This window comes from Pseudomonas paraeruginosa PA7 (genome assembly GCF_000017205.1).
In the GTDB taxonomy this organism is placed as follows: Bacteria; Pseudomonadota; Gammaproteobacteria; order Pseudomonadales; family Pseudomonadaceae; genus Pseudomonas; species Pseudomonas paraeruginosa.
The window spans coordinates 6,551,487-6,574,547 of record NC_009656.1; the positions used below are offsets into that span (position 1 = coordinate 6,551,487).

General features: G+C 66.5%; 22 protein-coding genes and 1 pseudogene. 6 read left to right on the forward strand and 17 right to left on the reverse strand.

Annotation, left to right across the window (positions count from 1 at the left end):
• Positions 1 to 16: 16 nt before the first annotated feature.
• Positions 17 to 985: a CobW family GTP-binding protein gene (locus PSPA7_RS30210; protein WP_012078086.1), complete on the reverse strand. Its 969-nt coding sequence runs from the start codon at positions 983 to 985 to the stop codon at positions 17 to 19.
• 104 nt (positions 986 to 1,089) lie between these two features.
• Between PSPA7_RS30210 and PSPA7_RS30215 the strand changes: the two genes are divergently transcribed.
• Positions 1,090 to 1,458, forward strand: coding sequence for a hypothetical protein (locus PSPA7_RS30215; RefSeq protein WP_012078087.1), 369 nt, complete (start codon positions 1,090 to 1,092; stop codon positions 1,456 to 1,458).
• Between the two features lie 149 nt (positions 1,459 to 1,607).
• Here the strand turns inward: PSPA7_RS30215 and PSPA7_RS30220 are convergent, their stop codons facing one another.
• From PSPA7_RS30220 to dksA, 3 genes are read right to left on the reverse strand one after another with little or no spacing between them, the layout of a single operon-like run.
• A complete protein-coding gene (locus tag PSPA7_RS30220; RefSeq protein ID WP_003151577.1) occupies positions 1,608 to 2,249 on the reverse strand; it encodes a DUF1826 domain-containing protein in 642 nt (213 codons plus the stop codon).
• On the reverse strand, positions 2,246 to 3,448 hold the full coding sequence (gene zigA, locus PSPA7_RS30225) for a zinc metallochaperone GTPase ZigA (protein WP_012078088.1): 1,203 nt from the start codon (positions 3,446 to 3,448) through the stop codon (positions 2,246 to 2,248). The genes PSPA7_RS30220 and zigA overlap by 4 nt, the downstream gene beginning before the upstream one ends.
• A gap of 14 nt (positions 3,449 to 3,462) precedes the next feature.
• Complete coding sequence (dksA, locus tag PSPA7_RS30230) at positions 3,463 to 3,867, reverse strand: RNA polymerase-binding protein DksA (RefSeq protein WP_003151580.1); 405 nt, start codon at positions 3,865 to 3,867, stop codon at positions 3,463 to 3,465.
• Positions 3,868 to 3,982: 115 nt separating this feature from the next.
• On the opposite strand from dksA, the gene PSPA7_RS30235 reads away from it, so the two are divergent.
• Positions 3,983 to 4,405: a hypothetical protein gene (locus PSPA7_RS30235; RefSeq protein WP_012078089.1), complete on the forward strand. Its 423-nt coding sequence runs from the start codon at positions 3,983 to 3,985 to the stop codon at positions 4,403 to 4,405.
• Here PSPA7_RS30235 and PSPA7_RS30240 read toward each other — a convergent pair.
• Complete coding sequence (locus tag PSPA7_RS30240) at positions 4,383 to 5,576, reverse strand: N-acetylmuramoyl-L-alanine amidase (RefSeq protein WP_012078090.1); 1,194 nt, start codon at positions 5,574 to 5,576, stop codon at positions 4,383 to 4,385. The genes PSPA7_RS30235 and PSPA7_RS30240 overlap by 23 nt on opposite strands.
• Positions 5,577 to 5,675: 99 nt before the next feature.
• On the opposite strand from PSPA7_RS30240, the gene folE2 reads away from it, so the two are divergent.
• Genes folE2 through PSPA7_RS30255 form a run of 3 tightly spaced genes read left to right on the forward strand, consistent with a single transcriptional unit; the run spans position 5,676 to position 8,469 of the window.
• A complete protein-coding gene (folE2, locus tag PSPA7_RS30245) occupies positions 5,676 to 6,572 on the forward strand; it encodes a GTP cyclohydrolase FolE2 (protein ID WP_003151584.1) in 897 nt (298 codons plus the stop codon).
• Positions 6,569 to 7,129: a gamma carbonic anhydrase family protein gene (locus tag PSPA7_RS30250; protein WP_003151585.1), complete on the forward strand. Its 561-nt coding sequence runs from the start codon at positions 6,569 to 6,571 to the stop codon at positions 7,127 to 7,129. Before folE2 ends, PSPA7_RS30250 begins: the two co-directional genes overlap by 4 nt.
• Before the next feature lie 2 nt (positions 7,130 to 7,131).
• A complete protein-coding gene (locus PSPA7_RS30255) occupies positions 7,132 to 8,469 on the forward strand; it encodes a dihydroorotase (protein ID WP_012078091.1) in 1,338 nt (445 codons plus the stop codon).
• Positions 8,470 to 8,530: 61 nt separating this feature from the next.
• Here PSPA7_RS30255 and PSPA7_RS30260 read toward each other — a convergent pair whose 3' ends face one another.
• From PSPA7_RS30260 to cfaB, 5 genes are all read right to left on the reverse strand, one after another.
• Positions 8,531 to 9,775 (reverse strand): serine hydrolase domain-containing protein, encoded by a 1,245-nt coding sequence (locus PSPA7_RS30260; RefSeq protein ID WP_003151587.1) that lies wholly within the window; start codon positions 9,773 to 9,775, stop codon positions 8,531 to 8,533.
• 100 nt (positions 9,776 to 9,875) lie between these two features.
• Positions 9,876 to 10,274: a DUF1850 domain-containing protein gene (locus PSPA7_RS30265; protein ID WP_003151589.1), complete on the reverse strand. Its 399-nt coding sequence runs from the start codon at positions 10,272 to 10,274 to the stop codon at positions 9,876 to 9,878.
• On the reverse strand, positions 10,271 to 12,295 hold the full coding sequence (locus PSPA7_RS30270; RefSeq protein WP_012078092.1) for a TRAP transporter permease: 2,025 nt from the start codon (positions 12,293 to 12,295) through the stop codon (positions 10,271 to 10,273). Before PSPA7_RS30270 ends, PSPA7_RS30265 begins: the two co-directional genes overlap by 4 nt.
• 75 nt (positions 12,296 to 12,370) lie before the next feature.
• On the reverse strand, positions 12,371 to 13,330 hold the full coding sequence (locus tag PSPA7_RS30275) for a TAXI family TRAP transporter solute-binding subunit (RefSeq protein WP_003151593.1): 960 nt from the start codon (positions 13,328 to 13,330) through the stop codon (positions 12,371 to 12,373).
• A 162-nt stretch (positions 13,331 to 13,492) separates the two neighbouring features.
• Positions 13,493 to 14,677, reverse strand: coding sequence for a C17 cyclopropane fatty acid synthase CfaB (cfaB, locus tag PSPA7_RS30280; RefSeq protein WP_003151594.1), 1,185 nt, complete (start codon positions 14,675 to 14,677; stop codon positions 13,493 to 13,495).
• 238 nt (positions 14,678 to 14,915) lie between these two features.
• Between cfaB and PSPA7_RS30285 the strand changes: the two genes are divergently transcribed.
• Positions 14,916 to 15,539: an HAD-IB family phosphatase gene (locus PSPA7_RS30285; protein ID WP_003151596.1), complete on the forward strand. Its 624-nt coding sequence runs from the start codon at positions 14,916 to 14,918 to the stop codon at positions 15,537 to 15,539.
• Positions 15,540 to 15,603: 64 nt separating this feature from the next.
• On the opposite strand, the gene glmS is transcribed toward PSPA7_RS30285, so the two are convergent.
• The 7 genes and pseudogenes from glmS to atpG all read right to left on the reverse strand — a co-directional run bounded on the left by glmS (position 15,604) and on the right by atpG (position 23,038).
• On the reverse strand, positions 15,604 to 17,439 hold the full coding sequence (gene glmS, locus PSPA7_RS30290; RefSeq protein ID WP_012078093.1) for a glutamine--fructose-6-phosphate transaminase (isomerizing): 1,836 nt from the start codon (positions 17,437 to 17,439) through the stop codon (positions 15,604 to 15,606).
• Between the two features lie 15 nt (positions 17,440 to 17,454).
• Positions 17,455 to 18,228 (reverse strand): DeoR/GlpR family DNA-binding transcription regulator, encoded by a 774-nt coding sequence (locus tag PSPA7_RS30295; protein ID WP_003458389.1) that lies wholly within the window; start codon positions 18,226 to 18,228, stop codon positions 17,455 to 17,457.
• Positions 18,229 to 18,295: 67 nt separating this feature from the next.
• Positions 18,296 to 18,805, reverse strand: a pseudogene (locus PSPA7_RS30300) (M23 family metallopeptidase).
• 13 nt (positions 18,806 to 18,818) lie between these two features.
• Complete coding sequence (gene glmU / locus PSPA7_RS30305; protein WP_012078096.1) at positions 18,819 to 20,183, reverse strand: bifunctional UDP-N-acetylglucosamine diphosphorylase/glucosamine-1-phosphate N-acetyltransferase GlmU; 1,365 nt, start codon at positions 20,181 to 20,183, stop codon at positions 18,819 to 18,821.
• Between the two features lie 120 nt (positions 20,184 to 20,303).
• Positions 20,304 to 20,729 carry a F0F1 ATP synthase subunit epsilon gene (locus PSPA7_RS30310; RefSeq protein ID WP_003097128.1) on the reverse strand — a complete coding sequence of 142 codons (426 nt, stop codon included), beginning with the start codon at positions 20,727 to 20,729 and terminating at the stop codon, positions 20,304 to 20,306.
• A gap of 41 nt (positions 20,730 to 20,770) precedes the next feature.
• Complete coding sequence (atpD, locus tag PSPA7_RS30315; protein WP_003097130.1) at positions 20,771 to 22,147, reverse strand: F0F1 ATP synthase subunit beta; 1,377 nt, start codon at positions 22,145 to 22,147, stop codon at positions 20,771 to 20,773.
• Positions 22,148 to 22,177: 30 nt separating this feature from the next.
• Positions 22,178 to 23,038: a F0F1 ATP synthase subunit gamma gene (gene atpG / locus PSPA7_RS30320; RefSeq protein WP_003097132.1), complete on the reverse strand. Its 861-nt coding sequence runs from the start codon at positions 23,036 to 23,038 to the stop codon at positions 22,178 to 22,180.
• Positions 23,039 to 23,061: the final 23 nt, after the last annotated feature.

The following is a 23,061-nucleotide window of genomic DNA, read 5'->3' on the forward strand; positions in this document are numbered from 1 at the left end:
GGGCAACCACGGCGGCTCATTGCGCCACCATCCGGCATGCCAGGAACGCGCGTTCGAGCGCCTCTTCGTCGTGCCCGGGTTCGAGGATCAGCTCCAGACGATTATCTCGCCGCCACGAGGACTTGACCCAGTTATCCACAAGCGGCGCGGCATTCACCGCGTACCAGCCGTCCGCGCAGCGCAGCACCGCCTTGGCCCGCCGCAGTCCGGACAAACGGCGCAACCAGGCCTCCACCCCGGCCCGTTCGAAGCGTACCGACGGAGCCAGCCGCCAGCCGATGGCGAGCTGACCGTCCTGTTCGCGCACGGCACGCAACGGTCGGTCGGCGCACAGCAACAGGGGCAACTCCGCCGGCGCGTCCGGCAACGCCGCCCAGCGTGCTTCGCTGCGCGGCTGCGGCGCGCCGCCCGGGAGATCCGCCAACGCCAGCCGTCCGCCCACGCCCCAGCGCACCGGCACGGCAAGCAGACGCGCGGTCGCGGTCGCGCGTTGCGCCGCGTCGAGCGCTTCGGATTTGTTCAACAGCACCAGGCCGGCCACCGCCAGCGCCTGTTCCTGGGCCTCCGGCAGCGGCTTGCCGGCAGCCAGAGCGGCGGCATCCAGCACCAGCACCGGCGGCTGCAGCGCCAGCACCCCGGCCCAGGGCGCGGCCTGCAACTGTTTCCACAGCGCCAGCGGATGGCCCAGCCCGGAAGGCTCGATGAACAGCCGGTCCGGCCGCGCGCGGCGCAACAGCCGGCCGAGGCCGACCTGGAACGGCACGCCGTTGACGCAGCAGAGGCAACCACCCGCCACCTCGCCGATCGCCACGCCATCGGCTTGCGTGGCCAGCAGCGCGGCGTCCAGGCCGATCTCGCCGAATTCGTTGACCAGCACCGCCCAGCGCTCGCCGCCGGGCTTCTGGGCCAGCAAGGCGCGGATCAGGCTGGTCTTGCCGGCGCCCAGGGGGCCGCCGATCAGGTGGGTGGGTATCTCTCGAAGCATCTGCGCAACCGGGAATGAGAAAGCCTGTGGATTGATGGTGAGCCACGCCTGCGAGGGCGGAAGCCACGTGCTAGAGTCGCGTCCGTCCGTCCTGGAGTCCGCGCATGCGTCCGTTCCTGCTTTTCCTCTCCTGCCTGCCGGGCCTGGCCCTGGCCGAAGCCTGCATCGTCCACAGCCAGGCGAAGAACCTCGATGTGAAGGTCTGCCAGCAGAACCGCAATATCCCGGCCAAGCTGTTCCGCGAGGGTTTCTGCCAGCCGCAGCTGCCGGACCAGAAGGTCGACGTCTCCTTCGCCGAGGCCTGCCCCGCCGGTGCCTTCGGTGTCTGTCGCGACGCCAGGGTAGCCAACACGCCGTACCGGCAGGACATCTTCTACTACGGCGTGGCCAGCGACGCGCGCTACCTGGAACCGTTCTGCGCCAGCCAGAGCCAGGGGCGCTGGGAAGCCGCCGATCCGGCGAAACAGCCCTGAACGCGTCATCAGCCTGTCACAGCCGATGGGCTAAATGGGAGTCGGGTACCTCAGCACCCTTCGTCCCCATCCCCAAGGTAGGACGACTTTTTGGTGATAGGCCATCTGCGGATGGCCTTTTTTTATCCCTGGAAAATTTATCCACAGGCTCAGCCCAGCCAGTCCAGGGTCAGCAGCAGGCGCGGCGCCCCAGGCGCATGCCGTGGCGAGCGGTGCACCAGACCCGCGCCTTCGTTGCCCTCCCAGCGCTCGCCCTTGAGCAACGCGACATCACCTGTGGACAAGCTGTTTATATGCTGTGGTTCGACTTCTTCCGCCTGCGCCCCTCCTAGCAGCCGGCGATCCAGGCCGGACTCGTCCAGCCACTCGCTGGCCGCGCCCTGGTAGGTGGTGACCAGCCGCAACGGTACATGATCGACATGGAAGCGCGGACACATCGGCGTGTCCAGCGCCCGCAGGCGCAGGCCGATGCGCTGGGCGCCGGTCAGGCAGGCGAAGGCCTCCACCAGCCAGCCGAGGTCGTCGAGGAAGTCTGCCTGGCCAGGCAGATCCCGTATCCCCCGCAGCGCCTCCCAGGTCGGCAGGCGATCCTCGCGCATTCCCAGCGTCAGGCTCAGCGCCAGGGTCGGCTGGCTGCGTACCAGGACGGCGGCGAAGTCGCGCAGCGCCGGGCTCAGCCGCCGCGTCCAGACCGCCAGGTTGACCCCCTCGCGAAGCACCTCGGAGAGCACCTGGGGATCGTCGTCGAACACCTGGCGCGGCATCGGCCTGTGCTGCGGCAACGCGCTCATGCGGCATGCCCCCAGTCCTCGAAGGGGTCGTCCAGCGCCTGCCAGCCCGGTACGCCGAGATTCATCTCGGCATCGTCGAGCAGGCAGGCGTCGAGCGCCTCGCGCAACGCCGCGAAATCCAGGTTCTGGCCGATGAATACCAGTTCCTGGCGGCAATCGCCGACGCCCTCCTCCCAGTGACGCATGATCGCCCGCAGGTCCTCTTCGTCCTGTGGCCACTGCCCGGTCGGCACGAAGCGCCACCAGCGGCCCGCCAGGCCGTAGCGCATCAGGCCGCCGGCCTGCGACCAGCTGCCGGCCTCGCGTGGCCGGCTGGCGAGCCAGAAGAAGCCCTTGGAACGCAACAGCCGGCCCCGCTTCAGCGGGCTGTGCAGGAACGCATGGAAACGCGCCGGGTGGAACGGCCGGCGTGCCCGATAGGCCATGGAGGCGATGCCGTATTCCTCGGTTTCCGGCAGGTGCTCGCCGCGCAGTTCCTTCAGCCAGCCGGGCGCGGACGCGGCGCGGTCGAAGTCGAAGCGGCCGGTGTCGAGGATCTTCTCCAGCGGCACCCGCCCCATCGCCATCGGCAGGATCTCCGCCTCGGCGTTGAGCTGGCGGAGGATCGCCAGCAGTTCCTCGCGCTCGGCGCTGGAGATCAGGTCGATCTTGCTGACCAGGATCACGTCGGCGAACTCGACCTGGTCGATCAGCAGGTCGGTGATCGAGCGCTCGTCCTCGTCGCCGAGGGTTTCGCCGCGACTGGCCAGGCTGGCGGCTTCCTGGTAGTCGCGCAGGAAGTTCATCCCGTCGACCACCGTGACCATGGTGTCCAGCCGCGCCACGTCGGACAGGCTGCGGCCCAGCTCGTCGCGGAAGGTGAAGGTTTCCGCCACCGGCATCGGTTCGGAGATGCCGGTGGACTCGATCAGCAGGTAGTCGAAGCGGCCTTCCCGGGCGAGCCGGCCGACCTCTTCCAGCAGATCCTCGCGCAGGGTGCAGCAGATACAGCCGTTGCTCATCTCCACCAGGCGCTCTTCGGCGCGATTCAGGCTGACATCACGCTGGACTTCGCTGCCATCGATGTTGATCTCGCTCATATCGTTGACGATCACCGCCACCCGGCGGTTCTCGCGGTTCTTCAGCACATGGTTGAGCAGCGTGCTCTTGCCGGCGCCGAGGAAGCCGGACAGCACGGTGACGGGTAGGCGTTGGTTCACGGTTGGAAACCTCTTCAGTTAGGCCGCACGTGGCGTTCGCGCTTCTCCTGGCGCTCTTTCGCCTCGATGCAGAGGGTGGCGGTGGGACGCAGCAGCAGGCGGCGCAGGCCGATCGGCTCGCCGGTTTCCTCGCACCAGCCGTAGTCGCCGCGGGCCAGGCGTTCGAGCGCTTCGTCGATCTTGTCGAGCAGCTTCTTCTCCCGTTCCAGCAGGCGCAGTTGCCATTGCCGCTGCTCCTCGCGGGAAGCCAGGTCGGCTTCGTCGCTGGGTCGTTCGAGATCGCGCAGTTCGCCGAACTCACCGTCGATGCGCGCCTGCAGGTCCTGGCGCTGGCGCAGCAGCAGCTCGCGGAAGAAGGCCTGCTGGGCCTCGTCCATGTAGGCGGCGTCGGGTTGGGCAAGCAGTTCCTGTTCGGTCATGGGCTGAACCTGTAGATTTAAAATGTTATACTATAACAATATCCTTCTCAATCGATGGTCCACCAGTCGCCTTTGCGGCTAACCTGGCGCCTCGATTTCCTGCGGAAGATCACGGATGCCCAGTCTTACCCGGCTTCTCTGCCTCGCCTGCCTGTCGTTCGCCGCCTCGGCGCCGGCGCAGGGCTACCTGCCCGGCACCCGGCCGGCGGACTGCGCCTACCTGCGCAACGTGCTCGCCTGCATGGATCGCCTGGGCAACCACTACAGCGTCGCCACCGCCGGCAACCTCACCTGGCTGCGCGGCTACGACGCGGCGAGCGGACGGCGCTGGGCGCAGACCAATACCCGCTATGGGCGCCTGACCTTCTTCAGCGGCGTCGCCAGCGACGGCGAGATCTGGGTCGGCCTGAGCCGTAATATCGGCTGGACCAGCATCAGCCGGGTCAGCAGTTCCTCCGGCGCCCGACAGCGCCTGACCTGCGGCCGGGTCAGCGGCTGCAGCGAGGGGCCGGGGCCTAGCCGGTCTCCCGCGCCGTGATCGTCGCCAGGTAGCTGCCAGCGGGCGGTCGCTGGCGGAAGTAGCCCTGGACGCCGGCGAAGATCGCCTCGGCCAGGCGCTGGCGGTGGCGCGCGTCCATCAGCCGGCGGCAGTCACCGCGATTCGAGATGAATCCGGTCTCGACCAGGATCGAGGGGATGTCCGGCGACTTGAGCACGGCGAAACCGGCCTGCTCGACGCGCTTCTGGTGCAACGCGGTGACGTCCGACAACTGGCCGAGCACGCTATGGCCGAGGTCCAGGCTGCTGGCGATGGTCGAACTCAGGGCCATGTCGAGGATCACTCCGGCGAGTACCTTGTCCCGACCCTGCAACGGCAGGTTGCCGCTGCTGCCGATCAGATCCGCGCCGTTCTCGCGGTCGGCCATCCAGCGCGCCATGGTCGAACTGGCGCCATGCTCGGAAAGGGCGAACACCGAGGCCCCGGATGCGGTCAGGCGCGGCGCCGCGTCGGCGTGCACCGAGACGAACATGTCGGCGTTGTAGCGCCGCGCCACTTCCGGTCGCTTGCGCAGCGGGATGAACACATCGTCGTTGCGCACCAGGCGCGCCTTGAAGCCTTTCTCCCGGTCGATCCGCCGTGCCAGCAGGCGGGCGATGGCCAGGGCCACGTCCTTCTCCCGCTCGCCCTGGCTGCCGAGCGCGCCGGGGTCCTTGCCTCCATGGCCGGCGTCGACCACCACGAGGATGTCGCGGCCCTTCGGCGGTGCCGGGCTGGCCAGCGCCAGCAGGTGCTCGGGCGGCGTGGCCAGCGCCTGTGGATAAAGATCCAGGACCAGGCGATGCCCCTTGCCCGCCTGCGGCGCCAGGGCGAAGCTGTGCGGCCGTACCGCCTGGCGCAGGTCGAGGACGATGCGGGTCCCGCCACCGGCCAGTTGGCCGCTGCGGATGCCGCGCACGGGGCCGTCGAGGGGCAGCGCGGAAAGCACCGCCTGCAATTGCGTGTCGGGCAGGTCGAGGATCAGGCGTTCCGGAGCCTGCAGGGAAAAGGTCCGGTAGCGCGGCGGGCCGTCCAGGTCGAGCACCAGGCGCCAGCTTTCGGCGGAGTTCCAGGCCCGGGCCTGACCGATGCGCAGAGTGGCCCCGGCACCCAGGAAGGGCTGGATGGCCAGGCTGGCGAGCAGGGTTTGCAGCAGGCGGCGGCGCTTCATCGATGAAATACCCGATTGCAAGGGTCGGCATTAACTAATACGTTATATTATAACATTTAAGCCATTTCCAGGCCTTGCCTGCCCTTCTTCGAGCTTTCCATGAACGCCCTGACGCTTCCCGATATCGCCCGCCAGACCACACTTTCCACCCTGCCCCTGGACTGGGTCGGCATGCAGGGCATCGCCCTGCCCGTCCAGGTCGCCGGCCAGACCGTCGCCGCCGAGGCCGATGCCGGCGTCAGCCTGGACGACCCGCAGGCGCGCGGCATCCATATGTCGCGCCTGTACCTGGCCCTGGCCGGGCTGGAAGACGGCGAGCTCGACCTGCCGCGCCTGCGCGGCGTCCTGCAGCGCTTCCTCGACAGCCATGCCGACCTGTCGCGCCGCGCCTACCTGCGCCTGCGCCTGGCTCCGCTGCTGCGCCGTCCGGCGCTGGTCAGCCCGCTGAGCGGCTGGAAACGTTATCCACTGGTGCTGGACACCCGCCTGGAGAACGGTACCTTCCAGGCCGACCTGCATCTCGAACTGACCTACTCCTCCACCTGTCCCTGCTCGGCGGCGCTGGCGCGGCAGCTGATCCAGGAGCGCTTCGCCCAGGACTTCGCCGGCCAGCAGCCGGACCACGCCACCATCCTCGCCTGGCTCGGCAGCAGCGACGGCATCGTCGCCACCCCGCACAGCCAGCGCAGCAGCGCACAACTGCGGATCGGCCTGGCGGAAGACTGCGCGGGCCTGCCGCTGGAAGAACTGGCGGACCTCGGCGAGTGCGCCTTGGGCACAGCGGTGCAGACCGCGGTGAAGCGTGCCGACGAACAGGCCTTCGCCCTCGCCAACGGCCAGAACCTGATGTTCTGCGAGGACGCGGTGCGTCGCCTGCACCGCGCCCTGCGCGGTTATCCACAGGCACGGGAGTTTTCCGTCAGGGTGGTCCACGCGGAAAGCCTGCATGCCCACGACGCCGTCGCCGAGAGCCACTGGCAGCGAGGTGCCGCATGATCCGCAGGAATCCCTCCGGTGACCTGCCGGTGATCGATGAGTCGGCGTATGTCGACAAGACCGCGATCATCTGCGGCAAGGTGGTCATCCAGGCCAATGTGTTCGTCGGCCCCTACGCCGTGATCCGCGCCGACGAGGTCGACGCCGAGGGCGGCATGCAGCCGATCCTGATCGGCGCCAACTCGAACATCCAGGACGGCGTGGTGATCCATTCCAAGTCCGGTGCCGCGGTGACCATCGGCGAGCACACTTCGATCGCCCATCGCTCCATCGTCCATGGTCCCTGCGAGGTCGGCGACCGGGTCTTCATCGGCTTCAACAGCGTGCTGTTCAATTGCCGTATCGGCGATGGCTGCGTGGTCCGCCACAACGCGGTGGTCGATGGCTGCGACCTGCCACCGGGCTTCTACGTCCCGTCCACCGAACGTATCGGCCCGCGCACCGACCTGGCGAGCATGCCGCGGGTCAGCGTCTCGGCCAGCGAATTCTCGGAAGACGTGGCACGCACCAACGTCGATCTGGTACGCGGTTACAAGTCGCTGCAGAACGAGTTCTGAGCATGGGCAGCCTGCTGATCCGCAACGCCCGGATGATCAATGAGGGACAGGTGCGCGAAGGCGACCTGCTGGTACGCCAAGGCCGCATCGAACGCATCGCCGGCAGCCTCGAGGACTGCAGCGCCAGCCGGGAGATCGATGCCGCGGGCCGCTACCTGCTGCCGGGCATGATCGATGACCAGGTACACTTCCGCGAGCCCGGTTATCCACAGAAGGGCACGATCGCCAGCGAGTCACGCGCTGCGGTGGCCGGGGGCATCACCAGTTTCATGGACATGCCCAACACCCGCCCGGCGACCCTCACCCTCGAGGCACTGGCCGAGAAGAAGCGCCGCGCCGCCGCACACAGCATGGCCAACTACGCTTTCCACTTCGGCGTCAGCCGCGACAACCTGGACACCGTGGCCGCCCTCGATCCACGCGAAGTCGCCGCGGTGAAGGTATTCATGGGCGCCTCCACCGGCGACATGCTGGTGGACGACCTGCCGACCCTGGAACGGCTGTTCGCCAGCGTTCCCACTCTGCTGCTCAGCCATTGCGAAGACACGCCGCGGATCGAAACCAACCTGGCACGCTGGCGACAGCGCTTCGGCGACCGCATTCCGGCCGCCGCCCACCCGCGCATCCGCGACGCCGAGGCCTGCTACCGTTCCACCGCCCTGGCGGTGGAGCTGGCGCAGCGGCACGGCACGCTGTTGCACGTGCTGCACTTGTCCACAGCCCGGGAACTGGCCCTGTTCGAAGACAAGCCACTGTGCCAGAAGCGCATCACCGCGGAAGTCTGCGTCCACCACCTGCTGTTCGACGACGGCGACTACGCCCGCCTCGGCCACCTGCTCAAGTGCAACCCGGCGGTGAAGAGCCGCGAGGACCGCGACGCGTTGCGCCGGGCGCTGGCGGGTAACCGCCTGGACGTGATCGGCACCGATCACGCGCCACACACCTGGGCCGAGAAGCAGCAGGCTTATCCACAGGCTCCCGCCGGCCTGCCGCTGGTACAACATGCGTTGCCGGCCCTGCTCGAACTGGTCCGCGAAGGCTGGCTGAGCCTGCCGACGCTGGTGGCGAAGACCAGCCATCGCGTCGCCGAGCTGTTCGCCATCGCCGATCGCGGTTTCCTTCGCGAAGGCTACTGGGCCGACCTGGTGCTGGTCAGCGAACTCGAACGGCCGGAGGCGGCCAGCGCCATGCCGCTGCTGTCGCGCTGCAACTGGACGCCATTCCGCCATCGGGCCTTCCATCACCGGGTCGACACCACCGTGGTCTCGGGGCAGCTCGCCTGGCACGCGGGGCGACTGTGCGAGGACTGCCAGGGGTTGCCCCTGCGGTTTTCCCGCTGAAGAGATTCATCCACAGGGCGAGAATCGCAGACGTACGCACTTCCGATAGTTGTCCACAGGGCTAGCGCAGGGCCTTCACCGCCGCGCCGAGGAAGGCGTAGGTTTCCGCCTCGCGCTCGTCCATCTCCGGCTTCGGCCAGGCGCTCCAGACCACCGCCACGACCTGCTCCCGGCGATTGACATAGAGATACTGGCCGAAGATCCCCTGGGCCTCGAAGACCCCGCCGTCATGCCCGGGCAAGGCCCCGGCGCCCACCGGGAAGGTCCACCACTGGTAGCCGTAGCCGAGTGCGTATTCGCCGTCGTAGAGCTTGCCCGGCGCCAGGTGCGAGGCCGGCTCGACTCGGCTGGCACGTTCCACCCAGCCCTCGGGAAGGATGCGCTCGTCATCGATCACCCCATCCTCGAGGATGAACTGGCCGAAACGCCCGTAGTCGCGCAGGGTCGCGCTCAGGCCGCTGCTGCCGATCTCTTGCCCAGCCGGCGATTCCAGTTGCCAGAAGCCGTCGCTCTCCATGCCCAGCCGCGCCCAGATGCGCTCGGACAGGTAGTCGCTGACCGGGATGCGCGTCACCGCATGCACCAGTTCGCTCTGCAGGTGCGATTCGCCGGTACTGTAGGTGAAGTGGGTTCCCGCCGGGTACTGCCGCGGCAGGCTCGCCAGCAGGCGCAGGATGCCGCCGGGACGCTGGGCCAGCTGGGCGTCGAACATCTGCCGGCGATCGGACTTCGGGTCGCGGTAGGTCTCGTTCCAGCGCACTCCGGAACTCATCTGCAGGACCTGCTCGACCGTCACCCCCTGGTAGGCGGACCCGGCCAGCGCCGGCAGGTACTTGTCCACAGGCTGGTCGAGGGCCAGCAGGCCCTGCTGCACGGCGGCGCCGACCAGGGTCGAGGAGATCGACTTGACCACCGAGAACGAGGTCCAGCGCGTGCGCTCGTCGTTGCCCAGGCCATAGCGCTCCAGGACGACCTTGCCATCCTTGAGCACCAGCAGGCCACCGACACGGTTGCGCCGCATGAATTCGTCGACCCCGTATTCCTCCCCGCCGCTCCGGTAGCGCGGCGCTATGGTCGTCCCCGGCGGCAGCGGGCGAACCTTCGAGCCCTTGTGGATAACCCGGGTCGGATAGACCTTGTCCATGTTCCGGTAGGTACCCGGCTGGTACTCCGGGGTCAGCTCGTAGAGATCGGCGGCGCGGCCGATGCGCGGGTTTTCCACAGCCGGATCGGCACTGGCCGATGCGCTTGTGGAGACAAGCACCGCCAGCAGGGCGGGACGCAGGACGGATACAGGGTTTCGCATGGGCAGATGTCCTCGTGGCCGGAAGCGCCTCCGGCTTCGATGGTCTTGTGGATAAGTTATGTTCTGCGGGGCAGCAACCGGCAGGTTGTGCACAAAGGGGTCAGCCAGGCGCTCGCTTCGCCGGGCATGCCCAGAGTTCGACCGCCGGGCGCTCCGGGACCGGCGGCCCGATCCAGCGCGCCAGCGCATCGCAACGACCCTGCCGGCAGATCCGGTAGTCACCGGCTTCCGGCGCGCGACCCAGGCGCAGCGGCTGCAATGGCGGCAGCTCGCGCCGGTAGTGCCAGGCGCCGTCACGCAGCACGGCGCCCTCGGGAATCTCCATCCCCGCCCCGCTGCCCCGCACCCGGGCTTCCTCGAGGAACAGGCCGTCCGCGCTCAGGCGATAGTCCTCTTCCCAGAGCACCTTCTCCACCGTGTGCTGCCAGGCCAGGGTGAACGACTGCAGCGGCAGCGTCGCCCAGACGCTGCCGGCCATGCCCAGGCACAGTGCGATCACGCCACCGCCTCGCCCGCGCGCTGGCGCCAGAGATGCCAGCCGATCACCAGCCCGCCGAGGACGAAGCCCAGTTCGTCGCTGATCGGCAAGGCCAGGACCAGGCTCGCCCCCGCGGCGAACGCCAGCAGGCGTTCCCACCAGGCCAGCGGACCCTGCAGGTAGCCAATGGAAGCCATCCCCCACAGACCGATGGCCAGCACCGCCTTGCAGGCGACGTAGAGCGTCGCCCCCCAACCGCCTTCCTGCAGCATCAACGCCGGGGAATAGACCGCCATGAACGGCACCACGAACCCCGCCAGGGCGATGCGCACCGCCCAGAAGCTGATCTTCAATCCCCTCTCCTTGGCGATCGGCGCCGCCGCGAAACAGGCCAGCGCCACCGGCGGGGTGAGGTCGGCGAGGATGCCGAAGTAGAAGACGAACATGTGCGAGACGATCAGCGGCACCCCCAGTTCCAGCAGCGCCGGCGCGGCAATGGAGCTGGTGATGATGTAGTTGGGGATGGTCGGAATGCCCATTCCCAGGACCAGGCAGGTGACCATGGTCAGGACCAGCGACAGCAGCAGGTTTTCCCGCCCCAGGTCGAGCACGTAGCTGGCGAAGGTGGTGGCGATGCCGGTCAGCGAGATCACCCCGATGATGACTCCCACCAGGGTGCACGCGATGCCCACCGGGATCGCATGCCGCGCGCCCTCGGCGAGGGCGCGGACGCAGATGCGCAGGGTTTCCCGGCCCCCGCGGACGAACCAGCAGACCAGGGCCAGGGCCGCTATCACGACGAAGATCACCCCGATGCCGAGGCGGAAGAAGCCGGCGCAGAGCAACCCCAGCGCGACCCAGAAGGCGATGCGCAGGCCGAGCGAGGACACCCGCAGGATGATCGCCGAACCGAGGATGACGATGGCGGTCAGCGCCAGGCCGATGGTTCCGGAGAACAGCGGCGTGCGTCCGGAGAACAGCAACGCGATCAGTACCAGCAACGGAATCAGCAGGAACCAGCGTTCGCGCACGGCGCCCCAGGCGCTCGGGCACTGCTCGCGCGGCAGGCCCTTGAGGTCGGCCCGGCGGGCCTCCAGGTGGACCATCCAGTACACCGAGCCGAAATACAGGAGCGCAGGGATCAGCGCCGCCTTGGCGATCTCCACGTAGGGCACGTTGATGGTCTCGGCCATGATGAACGCCACCGCCCCCATCACCGGCGGCATCAGTTGGCTGCCCATGCTCGCGGTCGCCTCGACGCCGCCGGCGAACGCCGGCTTGTAGCCGAAGCGTTTCATCAACGGGATGGTGAACTGTCCGGTGGTGACCACGTTGGCCACCCCGGAGCCGGTGATGGTGCCCATCAGCGCCGAGGAAAACACCGAGACCTTGGCCGGCCCGCCGACCCGATGGCCGAACAGGCCCATGGCGAAATCGGTGAACAGGCGAATCATCCCCGCCTGTTCGAGAAAGGCGCCGAACAGGATGAACAGGTAGATATAGGTGGCCGACACGTAGGTTGGCGTGCCGTAGAGCCCCTCGGTGCCGAAAGACAGCTGGTTGACGATCTGGTCGAAACCGTAGCCGCGATGGGCCAGGTCGCCCGGCAGGTGTTCGCCGAACAGACCGTAGGCCAGGAACAGCGCGCAGATGATCGGCAAGGCGATGCCCATCACCCGTCGCGCCGCCTCGAAGACCAGCACGATCAGCACCACGCCGACGACCATGTCGGCCTGGGTCAGCTCTCCGGAGCGCTGGATCAGGTCGGCCTCGAATACCCACTGGTAGATCGCCGTACCCAGTCCGGCCAAGCCCAGCAGCCAGGCCAGCGGTTGCCAGGGGCGCCGTACGCCGGCAAGCGGATAGCTCAGGTAGACCACCAGCAACAGCAGGCCGACGTGCATCGCCCGCAGGACCTGGGTCGAAATCAGGGGAAAGGCCGCGGTGACGACCTGGAACACGGAAAAGGCCAGGGCCACGGCGAACAGCGTGCGCGGCCAGCTTTCCGCCTCGTTGTGCAGCCCGTTCTGATGATCGCTCATGCTTCGACTCCCAACAGCCGGAAACGCGGGAACCCCGGCCCGCCCTGCGGACCGGGGACTACGATGGGCCGGGCGTCACTGCGGCAGGACGCCCTTTTCCTTGTAGAAGCGCTCGGCGCCGGGGTGCAGCGGTATCGGCAGGTTCTTCGCCGCCTTGTCCAGGGCGATGTCCTTGGCCGCGGCATGGGCGGTGACCAGCCGCGGCAGGTTGTCGAACATCAGCCTGGTCATCTGGTAGGCCAGCTCGTCGCTGACCCCGGCGTGGCTGACCAGGATGTTGTCGATGGCCACCGTCGGCACGTCCTGCTCCTGGCCGTCGTAGGTACCGGCGGGAATGCTCGCGGCGTGATAGGCCGGACTGTCGATCTTCGCCACCACCTCCGCCGGAATCGCGACGAAGGTGATCGGCATGGTCGAGGCAAGGTCGCGGATGGCGGCCATGCCCAGACCGGAGGATTGCAGGGTGGCGTCGAGCTGGCGGTTCTTGATCAGCTCCACCGATTCGGCGTACGGGAGGTATTCCACCTTGCCCATGTCCTCGTAGCTCAGACCGGCGGCCTTGAAGATCGCCCGGGCGTTCAGCTCGGTGCCGCTCTTGGGTGCGCCCACCGAGATGCGCTTGCCTTTCAGGTCGGCCAGGGTCTTGATCCCCGAGGCCTGGCTGGCGACCACCTGGATATAGTTGGGGTAGGTATTGCCGATCGCCCGCAGCTTCTTCAGCGGCGCCTTGAAGCCGGCGTCGGCCACCCCGTTCCAGGCGTCGGCGACCGAATCGCCCAGCGCCAGCGCCAGCTCGCCGCGACCTGCCTGCAACAGGTTGAGGTTCTCGACCGAGGCCTTGGTGGCCTGCACCGAAGTCTTGGCGCCCGGGATGTCGTGCCCGTAGATCTGCGAGAGGCCGACCCCGATGGGGTAGTAGACCCCGCTGGTGCCGCCGGTGAGGATATTGATGAAGGTCGGCGCGGCGAAGACCGCAGTGCTGAAGGTTACCGTTGCGGCGAGCGTGAAAAGACCGAGGCGTCTGCTCAGCGACATGGGAAGTCTCCTGTTCTTATCGTTGTTGTCGCGCCGCCGCGGAAGCGTCCCGGCTTCCCTCGACCGCGCAGGACTCCGTGCAGACTAGACCGCGCCGCCGCGCAGGACAATCCGCATGCACCGAATGCGCGACCGGCTCCTCAAGGGAGCCGGTCGTCGCCATCAGGCATAGAGGTCGCGCCGCGACCAGGGCAACTCGTGGGAGCCGTCCTCGTGGGGCCGGTTGGCGAGGATCTGGTGCAGGTTGATCCAGCCGCGCTTGAAACCATAGGCGCACCCGGCGAGGTACAAGCGCCAGATCCGCAAGGTCTCTTCCGGCACCAGGCGGGCCGCCTCCTTCAGCTTCGCTTCCAGGTTGGCGCTCCAGAAGTCCAGGGTCCGCGCGTAATGCAGGCGCAGGCTTTCCACGTCGACCACTTCCAGGCCGGCTTCGCTCATCCGCGCCACCGCCAGCGACAGGTGTGGCAGCTCGCCGTGGGGGAAGACATAGCGGTCGATGAAATCGCCGGCGCCCTTGCCCACCGGACGCCCATCGGTATAGAGCGAGGTGATGCCATGGTTCATCACCAGGCCACCGGGGCGCACCGCGTCGTACAGTTGCTGGAAGTACAGGCCGAGGTTGGCGTGGCCGACGTGCTCGAACATGCCGACACTGACCACCTTGTCGAAGCGGCCATCGCGCGGCAGGTCGCGGTAGTCGAGCAGCTTCAGGGTGACCCGGTCTTCCAGGCCCTCGGCCCGGACCCGTTCCTGGCCCAGCGCCAGCTGTTCCTTGCTGAGGGTGATGCCGGTGACCTCGACGCCGAACTCGCGAGCGGCCAGGCGCGCCAGGCCGCCCCAGCCACAGCCGACATCCAGCAGCTTCTCGCCCGGTTGCAGGCGCAGCTTGCGACACAAGTGGCGAAGCTTGGCCAGTTGCGCGGTGGCGAGGTCTTCCCGGCCGGTTTCGAAATAGGCGCAGGAATAGACCATTTCCGGATCCAGCCAGAGCCGGTAGAAGTCGTTGGACAGGTCGTAGTGGTAATGGATGGCCTCGGCGTCGGTGGCCTTGTCATGACTCTCCCTGACCGGCGAGGCCTCGCCGTCGGGGTCGCCGAGCGCCTCGCTGAGGGCGTCGCCGATGCCGATCACCTGGCTGATCGGCCCCTCGATGTCGAGGCGCTTCTCGACGTAGGCCTTGCCCAGCGCGTCGAGGCTGGGGTGGGTGATCTCGGTGAGCAGCGTGGGGTCGCGGATGACCATGGTTACCTGTGGATCCGGCCCCAGATCGAACGCCTGAGCATCACCGATGCGGATCCGCAACGGCAGTTGCAGGGACAGCAACTCAGAGGGGAGCTGTGCAATCATGCCAAACCTCCTGGTCACAAGACGGGAACACTATAGTCCAGTACCTTGATAGAGTTTTGCTATCGACTACTTAGCCTCCTATCTATCGATGCAAAACAGCCGGGCACTCACTTCAGGTTAGCAGCCAGGGTGCCTGTGAATAATTGACAGTTTTGATATACAAACTTTCCCTCGCTGTAATAACGGAAAGACGCAGGCCAGGATGCCTTGGCAAGAAAGCGACATAAGGAAACGCCTGATGAATGACACCGGCCCGCTGGAAACCCGCGAGGTACGCTTCCTCTCCGTATTCGACTTCGACGGGACGCTCACCTACCGCGACAGCTTCGTTCCATTCCTGCGCTTCGCCTTCGGCAACCGGGTGTTCGTCCGCCGCATGCTGCGCATGGCCGCGCCCAGCCTGGCCTATCTCTGTCGGCGGATCGGCCGCGACGACCTGAAGGCGCGCCTGATCGCCACCTTCCTCACCGACGTGCCGGTGCAGGTGCTGGAAGAACGGGCGTTGGCCTACCAGAACCGCTTCTGGGAAACACTGATGCGTCCCCACGCATTGACCGCGGTGGCCGACCAGGTCAGCAGCGGCAGCACCGTGACCATCTGTTCCGCCTCGCCTTCGCTGGTGCTCAGGCCTTTCGCCGAAAAGCTCGGCGTGCACCTGATAGCCACCGAGCTGGAGGTGGTGGACGGCGTACTGACCGGCAGGATCGTCGGCCGCAACTGCCGGCGCGACGAAAAAGTCTGCCGACTGGAACGGCACTACGGTCCGCTGACCCAATACTCCCTGCGCGCCTGGGGCGATTCGCGCGGCGACACGGAATTGCTGGCGGCGGCGCTGGAACGCTTCTGGAAACCGTTTCGCTGAAGCGCCGGAAAAAGCCGATGCGCCGGCGCATGGCCGGCGACATGGGCTGGGAGAAGGCCGGCCGTTACTCGACGGTGACCGACTTGGCCAGGTTGCGCGGCTGGTCGACGTCGGTGCCCTTGAGCACGGCGACGTGATACGACAGCAGTTGCAGCGGAATGGTGTAGAGGATCGGCGAGAGCACGTCGCCGATGTGCGGCATGCCCACCACGTGGGTGCCCTCGCCGGCCTCGATGCCCGCGCCTTCGTCGGCGAAGACCACCAGTTCGCCGCCGCGGGCGCGGACTTCCTGGAGGTTCGACTTGAGCTTCTCCACCAGCTCGTTGTTCGGCGCCACGGTGACCACCGGCATGTCGCTGTCCACCAGCGCCAGCGGGCCATGCTTGAGCTCACCGGCCGGATAGGCTTCGGCATGGATATAGGAAATTTCCTTGAGCTTCAGCGCGCCTTCCAGGGCCACCGGGAACTGCGCTCCACGGCCGAGGAACAGGGTATGGTGCTTCTCGGCGAACAGCTCGGAAACCTTCTCCACCGTACGGTTCATCGCCAGCGCCTCGCCCAGCCGGGTCGGCAGGCGACGCAGCTCGTCCACCAGCTCGGCTTCGACGCCCTCGGCCAGGCGCTTCTGCACCTGGCCGATGCCCAGGGTCAGCAGCAGCAGGGCGACCAACTGGGTGGTGAAGGCCTTGGTCGAGGCCACGCCGATTTCCGGGCCGGCCTGGGTCAGCAGGGACAGGTCGGATTCGCGCACCAGCGAACTGGTGGCGACGTTGCAGATCGCCACGCTGGAGAGGAAGCCCAGTTCCTTGGCGTTGCGCAGGGCGGCCAGGGTGTCGGCGGTCTCGCCGGACTGGGAGATGGTGACGAACAGGCAATCCGGCTGCACCGCGACCTTGCGGTAGCGGAACTCGCTGGCGACTTCCACCTGGCAGGGAATCCCGGTCAGGCTTTCCAGCCAGTAACGGGCGACCATGCCGGCATGGTAGCTGGTGCCGCAGGCGACGATCTGCACGTTGCGGACCTTGGCGAACAGCTCCGCCGCCTGCGGGCCGAAGCTTTCCACCAGTACCTGGTTCTGCCCGAGGCGGCCTTCCAGGGTGCGCTGCACGACGCTGGGCTGCTCGTGGATCTCCTTGAGCATGAAGTGCCGATACTCGCCCTTGTCGGCGGCTTCGGCGCCTTCGTGGTACTGCACGGTCTCACGCTGCACGTCGTTGCCCTGGACATCCCACAGGCGCACGCTGTCGCGGCGGATCTCGGCGATATCGCCTTCCTCCAGGTAGATGAAGCGGTCGGTCACCTGGCGCAGCGCCAACTGGTCGGAAGCGAGGAAGTTCTCGCCAAGCCCGAGGCCGATCACCAGCGGGCTGCCGCTGCGGGCGGCGACGATGCGGTCCGGCTGCGCCGCGCTGATCACGGCCAGGCCATAGGCCCCGTGCAATTCCTTGACCGCTTCCTTCAGCGCCAGGGTCAGGTCGCCGATGGACTGCAGCTTGTGGTGCAACAGGTGGACGATGACCTCGGTGTCGGTCTGCGAGGTGAACACGTAGCCCAGGCCCTTGAGCCGCTCACGGAGAGGTTCGTGGTTCTCGATGATGCCGTTGTGCACCACCGCCAGTTCGTCGCTGGAGAAATGCGGGTGGGCGTTGCCTTCGGTTGGCGCGCCATGGGTCGCCCAGCGGGTATGGGCGATGCCCAGGCGGCCGAGCAGCGGCGTACCGGCCAGGCCTTCCTCCAGGCTGGCGACCTTGCCGACCCGGCGGCAGCGATGCAGCCGGCCTTCGTTGTCGAAGACCGCTACGCCGGCGCTGTCGTAGCCGCGATACTCGAGGCGCTTGAGGCCCTCGATGAGGATGGGGGTGATGTTACGCTCGGCGATCGCGCCTACGATTCCACACATGGGGTCTTTCTCCTTTCAGGCCTCGACCGGGGCGCAGATCAGCGTGACGCCCCGGGCGGTTATCTGTTCGCGCGCGGAAGGTTCCAGGCGCTCGTCGGTAATCAGGGTATGGATGCTGCTCCAGGGCAGTTCCTGGTTGGGAATGCGCCGGCCGACCTTGTCGGCCTCGGCCATCACGATCACCTCGCGGGCGACCTCGGCCATCACCCGGCTCAGGCCCAGCAGTTCGTTGAACGTGGTCGTCCCGCGTTCGAGATCGATGCCGTCGGCACCGATGAATAGTTGGTCGAAGTCATAGGAACGCAGCACCTGCTCGGCGACCTGGCCCTGGAACGACTCGGAATGCGGATCCCAGGTGCCGCCGGTCATCAGCAGCACCGGCTCGTGCTCCAGTTCGCGCAGGGCGTTGACCACGTTCAGCGAGTTGGTCATCACCACCAGGCCCGGCTTGTGCCCGAGTTCGGGGATCATCGCCGCGGTGGTGCTGCCACTGTCGATGATGATCCGCGCATGCTCGCGGATGCGCGCCGCGGCGGCGCGACCGATAGCCTGCTTGTAGGGCGAGACGGGCTGCGCAGCTTCACCGATCAGTTCCTGCGGCATCGGCACCGCTCCGCCGTAGCGCCGCAGCAGCAGGCCGTGGCTTTCCATGGCGGCGAGGTCCTTGCGGATGGTCACTTCCGACGTGGAAAAGCGCTTGGCGAGTGCGTCCACGCTGACCTCGCCCTGCTCGGAAAGCAGCGCGAGGATGGCATGGCGACGTTGCGGCGTATTACGTTTCGAGATCACTTAAGTTTCGTTTCGAAAGAAAAGTATGCGAATCAAAACTTATCCGGCGCTTCCCGTCAATGACTTTTCATCGGCTCGGCAATACCGTTTGGGATCGAGGTAGAACAGCTTCTTCCAACCCTGGGTGCTGTCGTCGGTCAGGCAGGGATAGGGCAGCAGCAAGGTGATGATCGCGTAGTGCAGGTGGGCCGGCTTGCCGCGCGCGATGCCGGTGGTGCCGAGCGTACCCAGGTGGAGCCGGCGAGGACCGGCTGGCCCGGTTAGACGCCGAGGCTATCGAGATGGGCGTAGTAATGCAGGCGCCACTTGGGTGCCAGCACCAGGACGAGCTTGCCGCCGAGGGCGAACTCCCCGCGATAGAGCACCTGGCCGTAGCTGGCGGAAGGTACTGGGTGCCGCTGCGGGCGAAGATGTCGATGCCCTTGTGCACTCCGGAGCGGCCTCTGGGCTCGAACCAGAGGGTTCGTGGATTCCAGTCGCGGGCATGGGCGCCTCCGACGGGTATCCACAGCCATTCGGGCAGCACCGCCCAGGCTATGAGCAGTGCCAGCACGATCGGTTTCGCAGGCTTAGGCATCCGTGCCGTTGCGTTACTTCCTGATCTTTTCCGGGCGTTTCCAGTTTTCCAGGTTCTTCTGCCGGGCGCGGCCGAAGGCCAGGTTCTTCGCCGGAACCTCATGGGTGATGGTGGAGCCGGCCGCGGTGGTCGCGCCATCGCCGATCTTCAGCGGCGCCACCAGCGAGTTGTTCGAGCCGATGAACACATCGTCGCCCAGCTCGGTGCGGAACTTGTTCGCGCCATCGTAGTTGCAGGTGATGGTGCCGGCGCCGATGTTGCAGTTGGCGCCCAGCTCGGCATCGCCCAGGTAGCTCAGGTGGCCAGCCTTGCTGCCCTCGCCCAGGCGGGCATTCTTCAGTTCGACGAAGTTGCCGACATGGGCCCGAGCGCCGAGCACGCTGCCCGGGCGCAGGCGGGCGAACGGACCGGCATCGCTGCCCTCGCCCAGCTCCGCGCCTTCCAGGTGGCTGTTGGCCTTGATCACCGCGCCACGCCGCAGGACGCTGTCGCGAATCACGCAGTTCGGCCCGATGCGTACGTCGTCCTCGATCACCACGCGGCCCTCGAGCACCACGTTGACGTCGATCAGCACGTCGCGGCCCACCGAGACCTCGCCACGCACGTCCAGGCGCTGCGGATCGAGCAGGGTCACGCCCTGGCGCATCAGCTCCTCCGCGCGCAGGCGCTGGTAGTGACGCTCCAGCTGGGCCTGTTGCATGCGGTCATTGACGCCCTGCACTTCCATCGCGTCCAGCGGCTGGGCGCTGGCCACCACCAGGCCGTCGCCGACCGCCATGGCGATCACGTCGGTCAGGTAGTACTCGCCCTGGGCATTGTCGTTGGACAGGCGGCCGAGCCAGTCGGCGAGGCGCTTGCCCGGCACCGCGAGGATGCCGGTGTTGATCTCGCCGATCTGACGCTGCGCCGGGGTCGCGTCCTTGTGCTCGACGATGGCCTGCACCGCGCCCTGGTCGTCACGAACGATGCGGCCGTAGCCGGTGGGGTCGAGCATGTCGACGGTGAGCAGCGACAACTGGTCCGGGGTGACTTGCGCCAGCAGGCGCTGCAAGGTGTCCAGCTGGATCAGCGGCACGTCGCCGTAGAGGATCAGCACCTGCTCCGCACTGAGGAACGGCAGGGCCTGGGCCACCGCGTGGCCGGTGCCGAGCTGTTCGGCCTGGAGCACGAAATTCAGGTCGTCGGCGGCCATCCGCTCACGCACCAGGTCCGCGCCGTGGCCGATCACCACGTGGATCCGTTCCGGCTGCAACTGGCGCGCGCAGTCGATGACATGGCCGAGCATCGGCTTTCCGGCGATGGGATGGAGGACCTTGGGCAGGGCCGAACGCATGCGGGTGCCCTGGCCGGCGGCGAGAATCACGATTTCAAGGGACATGGACTGGACTACCGTTCCTGGTGGTCACAGGCAAAACCTGTGAGTGAAGATGCAAAACGAAAAAAGGGTAGCCTACAGGCTACCCTTTTCCCTGACACCGCTAGAAGTACCGGCTGGAAATCAGCCGCCGAACTTCTTGCGCAGTTGCTGGACGGTGCGCAGCTGGGCTGCGGCTTCGGCCAGACGCGCGGCAGCGGCGCTGTAGTCGAACTCGGCACCCTTGCCCTGCAGCGCCTTTTCGGCGGCCTTCAGGGCTTCCTGGGCGGCCGCTTCGTCGAGGTCGCCGGCACGAACCACGGTGTCGGCGAGGACCTTGACCATGTTCGGCTGGACTTCGAGGAAACCGCCGGAGATGTAGTACACCTCCTGCTCGCCGCCCTGCTTGACCAGGCGGATGGGGCCCGGCTTCAGGTCGGTGATCAGCGGCGCGTGGCCCGGGGCGATACCCAGGTCACCCAGAGCGCCGTGCGCGATAACCATCTCGACCAGGCCGGAGAAGATCTCCGCCTCGGCGCTGACGATGTCGCAATGGACTGTTATGGCCATACGCTTGCCTCACATGAGCGCCCGTCGCCGGGCGCACAGGATTACAGTTTTTTGGCTTTCTCGACCGCTTCTTCGATACCGCCGACCATGTAGAACGCCTGCTCCGGCAGGTGATCGTAGTCGCCGTTGAGAATGCCCTTGAAGCCAGCGATGGTGTCCTTCAGGGAAACGTACTTGCCCGGCGAGCCGGTGAAGACTTCCGCAACGAAGAACGGCTGGGACAGGAAGCGCTGGATCTTACGAGCGCGCGCCACCAGCAGCTTGTCGGCTTCGGACAGTTCGTCCATGCCCAGGATCGCGATGATGTCCTTCAGCTCCTTGTAGCGCTGCAGAACATACTGGACGCCGCGAGCGGTGTCGTAGTGATCCTGGCCGATCACCAGCGGGTCGAGCTGGCGGGAGGTGGAGTCCAGCGGGTCGACCGCGGGGTAGATACCCAGCGAGGCGATGTCACGGGACAGTACGACGGTCGCATCCAGGTGGGCGAAGGTGGTCGCCGGGGACGGGTCGGTCAGGTCGTCCGCGGGAACGTATACGGCCTGGATCGAGGTGATCGAGCCTTTCTTGGTGGAGGTGATGCGCTCCTGCAGGACGCCCATCTCCTCGGCCAGGGTCGGCTGGTAACCCACCGCGGACGGCATACGGCCCAGCAGTGCGGACACTTCGGTACCGGCGAGGGTGTAACGGTAGATGTTGTCGATGAACAACAGTACGTCACGGCCTTCGTCACGGAACTTCTCGGCCATGGTCAGGCCGGTCAGTGCCACGCGCAGACGGTTGCCCGGCGGCTCGTTCATCTGGCCGTATACCAGGGCTACCTTGTCCAGTACGTTGGAATCCTTCATCTCGTGGTAGAAGTCGTTACCCTCACGAGTACGCTCGCCCACACCCGCGAACACGGAATAACCGCTGTGCTCGATGGCGATGTTACGGATCAGTTCCATCATGTTGACGGTCTTGCCCACGCCGGCGCCGCCGAACAGGCCTACCTTGCCGCCCTTGGCGAACGGGCAGACCAGGTCGATCACCTTGATGCCGGTCTCCAGCAGCTCGTTGCCGCCAGCCTGGTCGGCATAGGACGGAGCTTCGCGGTGGATGCCCCAGCGCTCTTCTTCGCCGATGGGACCGGCTTCGTCGATCGGGTTGCCCAGTACGTCCATGATCCGGCCCAGGGTCGCCTTACCGACCGGCACGGAGATGGCGGCACCAGTGCTGTCCACGTTCAGGCCACGCTTGAGGCCTTCGGTGGAACCCATCGCAATGGAACGAACCACGCCGTCGCCCAGCTGCTGCTGGACTTCCAGGGTGGTTTCGACGCCCTGAACCTTCAGGGCTTCATAGATGCTCGGCACGGCATCGCGCGGGAATTCCACGTCGATCACGGCGCCGATGATTTGAACGATACGTCCGCTACTCATGTCTGGTTCCTCTGAATTTTGAACCTGTTCTTACACCGCGGCAGCGCCGCCGACGATTTCCGAGATTTCCTGGGTGATCGCCGCCTGACGCGCCTTGTTGTAGATCAGCTGCAAATCGCTGATCAGCTCGCCGGCGTTGTCGGTAGCGTTCTTCATTGCAATCATCCGGGCCGCCTGCTCACAGGCGTTGTTCTCAACCACGGCCTGGTACACCTGGGATTCCACGTAACGCACCAGCAGCCCGTCGAGGAGCGACTTGGCGTCGGGTTCGTAGAGATAGTCCCAGTGGTGCTTCAGCTCCTGATCGTCATCGGCCACCAGCGGAATCAGCTGTTCCACGGTCGGCTTCTGGGTCATGGTGTTGACGAACTTGTTGGAGACCACGAACAGGCGATCGATACGGCCTTCGAGGTATGCGTCGAGCATCACCTTGACACTGCCGATCAGGTCGTTGATCGAAGGCTCTTCGCCGAGGTGGCTGATAGCCGCCACCACGTTGCCGCCGAAACTGCGGAAGAACGAAGCGCCCTTGCTACCGATCACGCAAAGGTCGATTTCCGCCCCTTGCTCACGGTAGCCGCTCATGTCCTTGACGAGGGACTTGAACAGGTTGATGTTCAGACCGCCGCACAGACCACGATCACTGCTCACCACGATGTAGCCGACGCGCTTGACTTCACGCTCGACCATGAACGGGTGGCGGTATTCCGGGTTGGCGTTGGCCAGATGGCCGATCACCTGGCGAATACGCTCCGCGTAGGGACGGCCGGCCGCCATGCGCATTTGTGCCTTGCGCATCTTGCTCACCGCCACTTTTTCCATGGCATTGGTGATCTTTTGCGTGCTTTTGATGCTCGCAATCTTGCTGCGAATCTCTTTTGCGCCTGCCATTTGACACCTATCGGGTTAGCAGG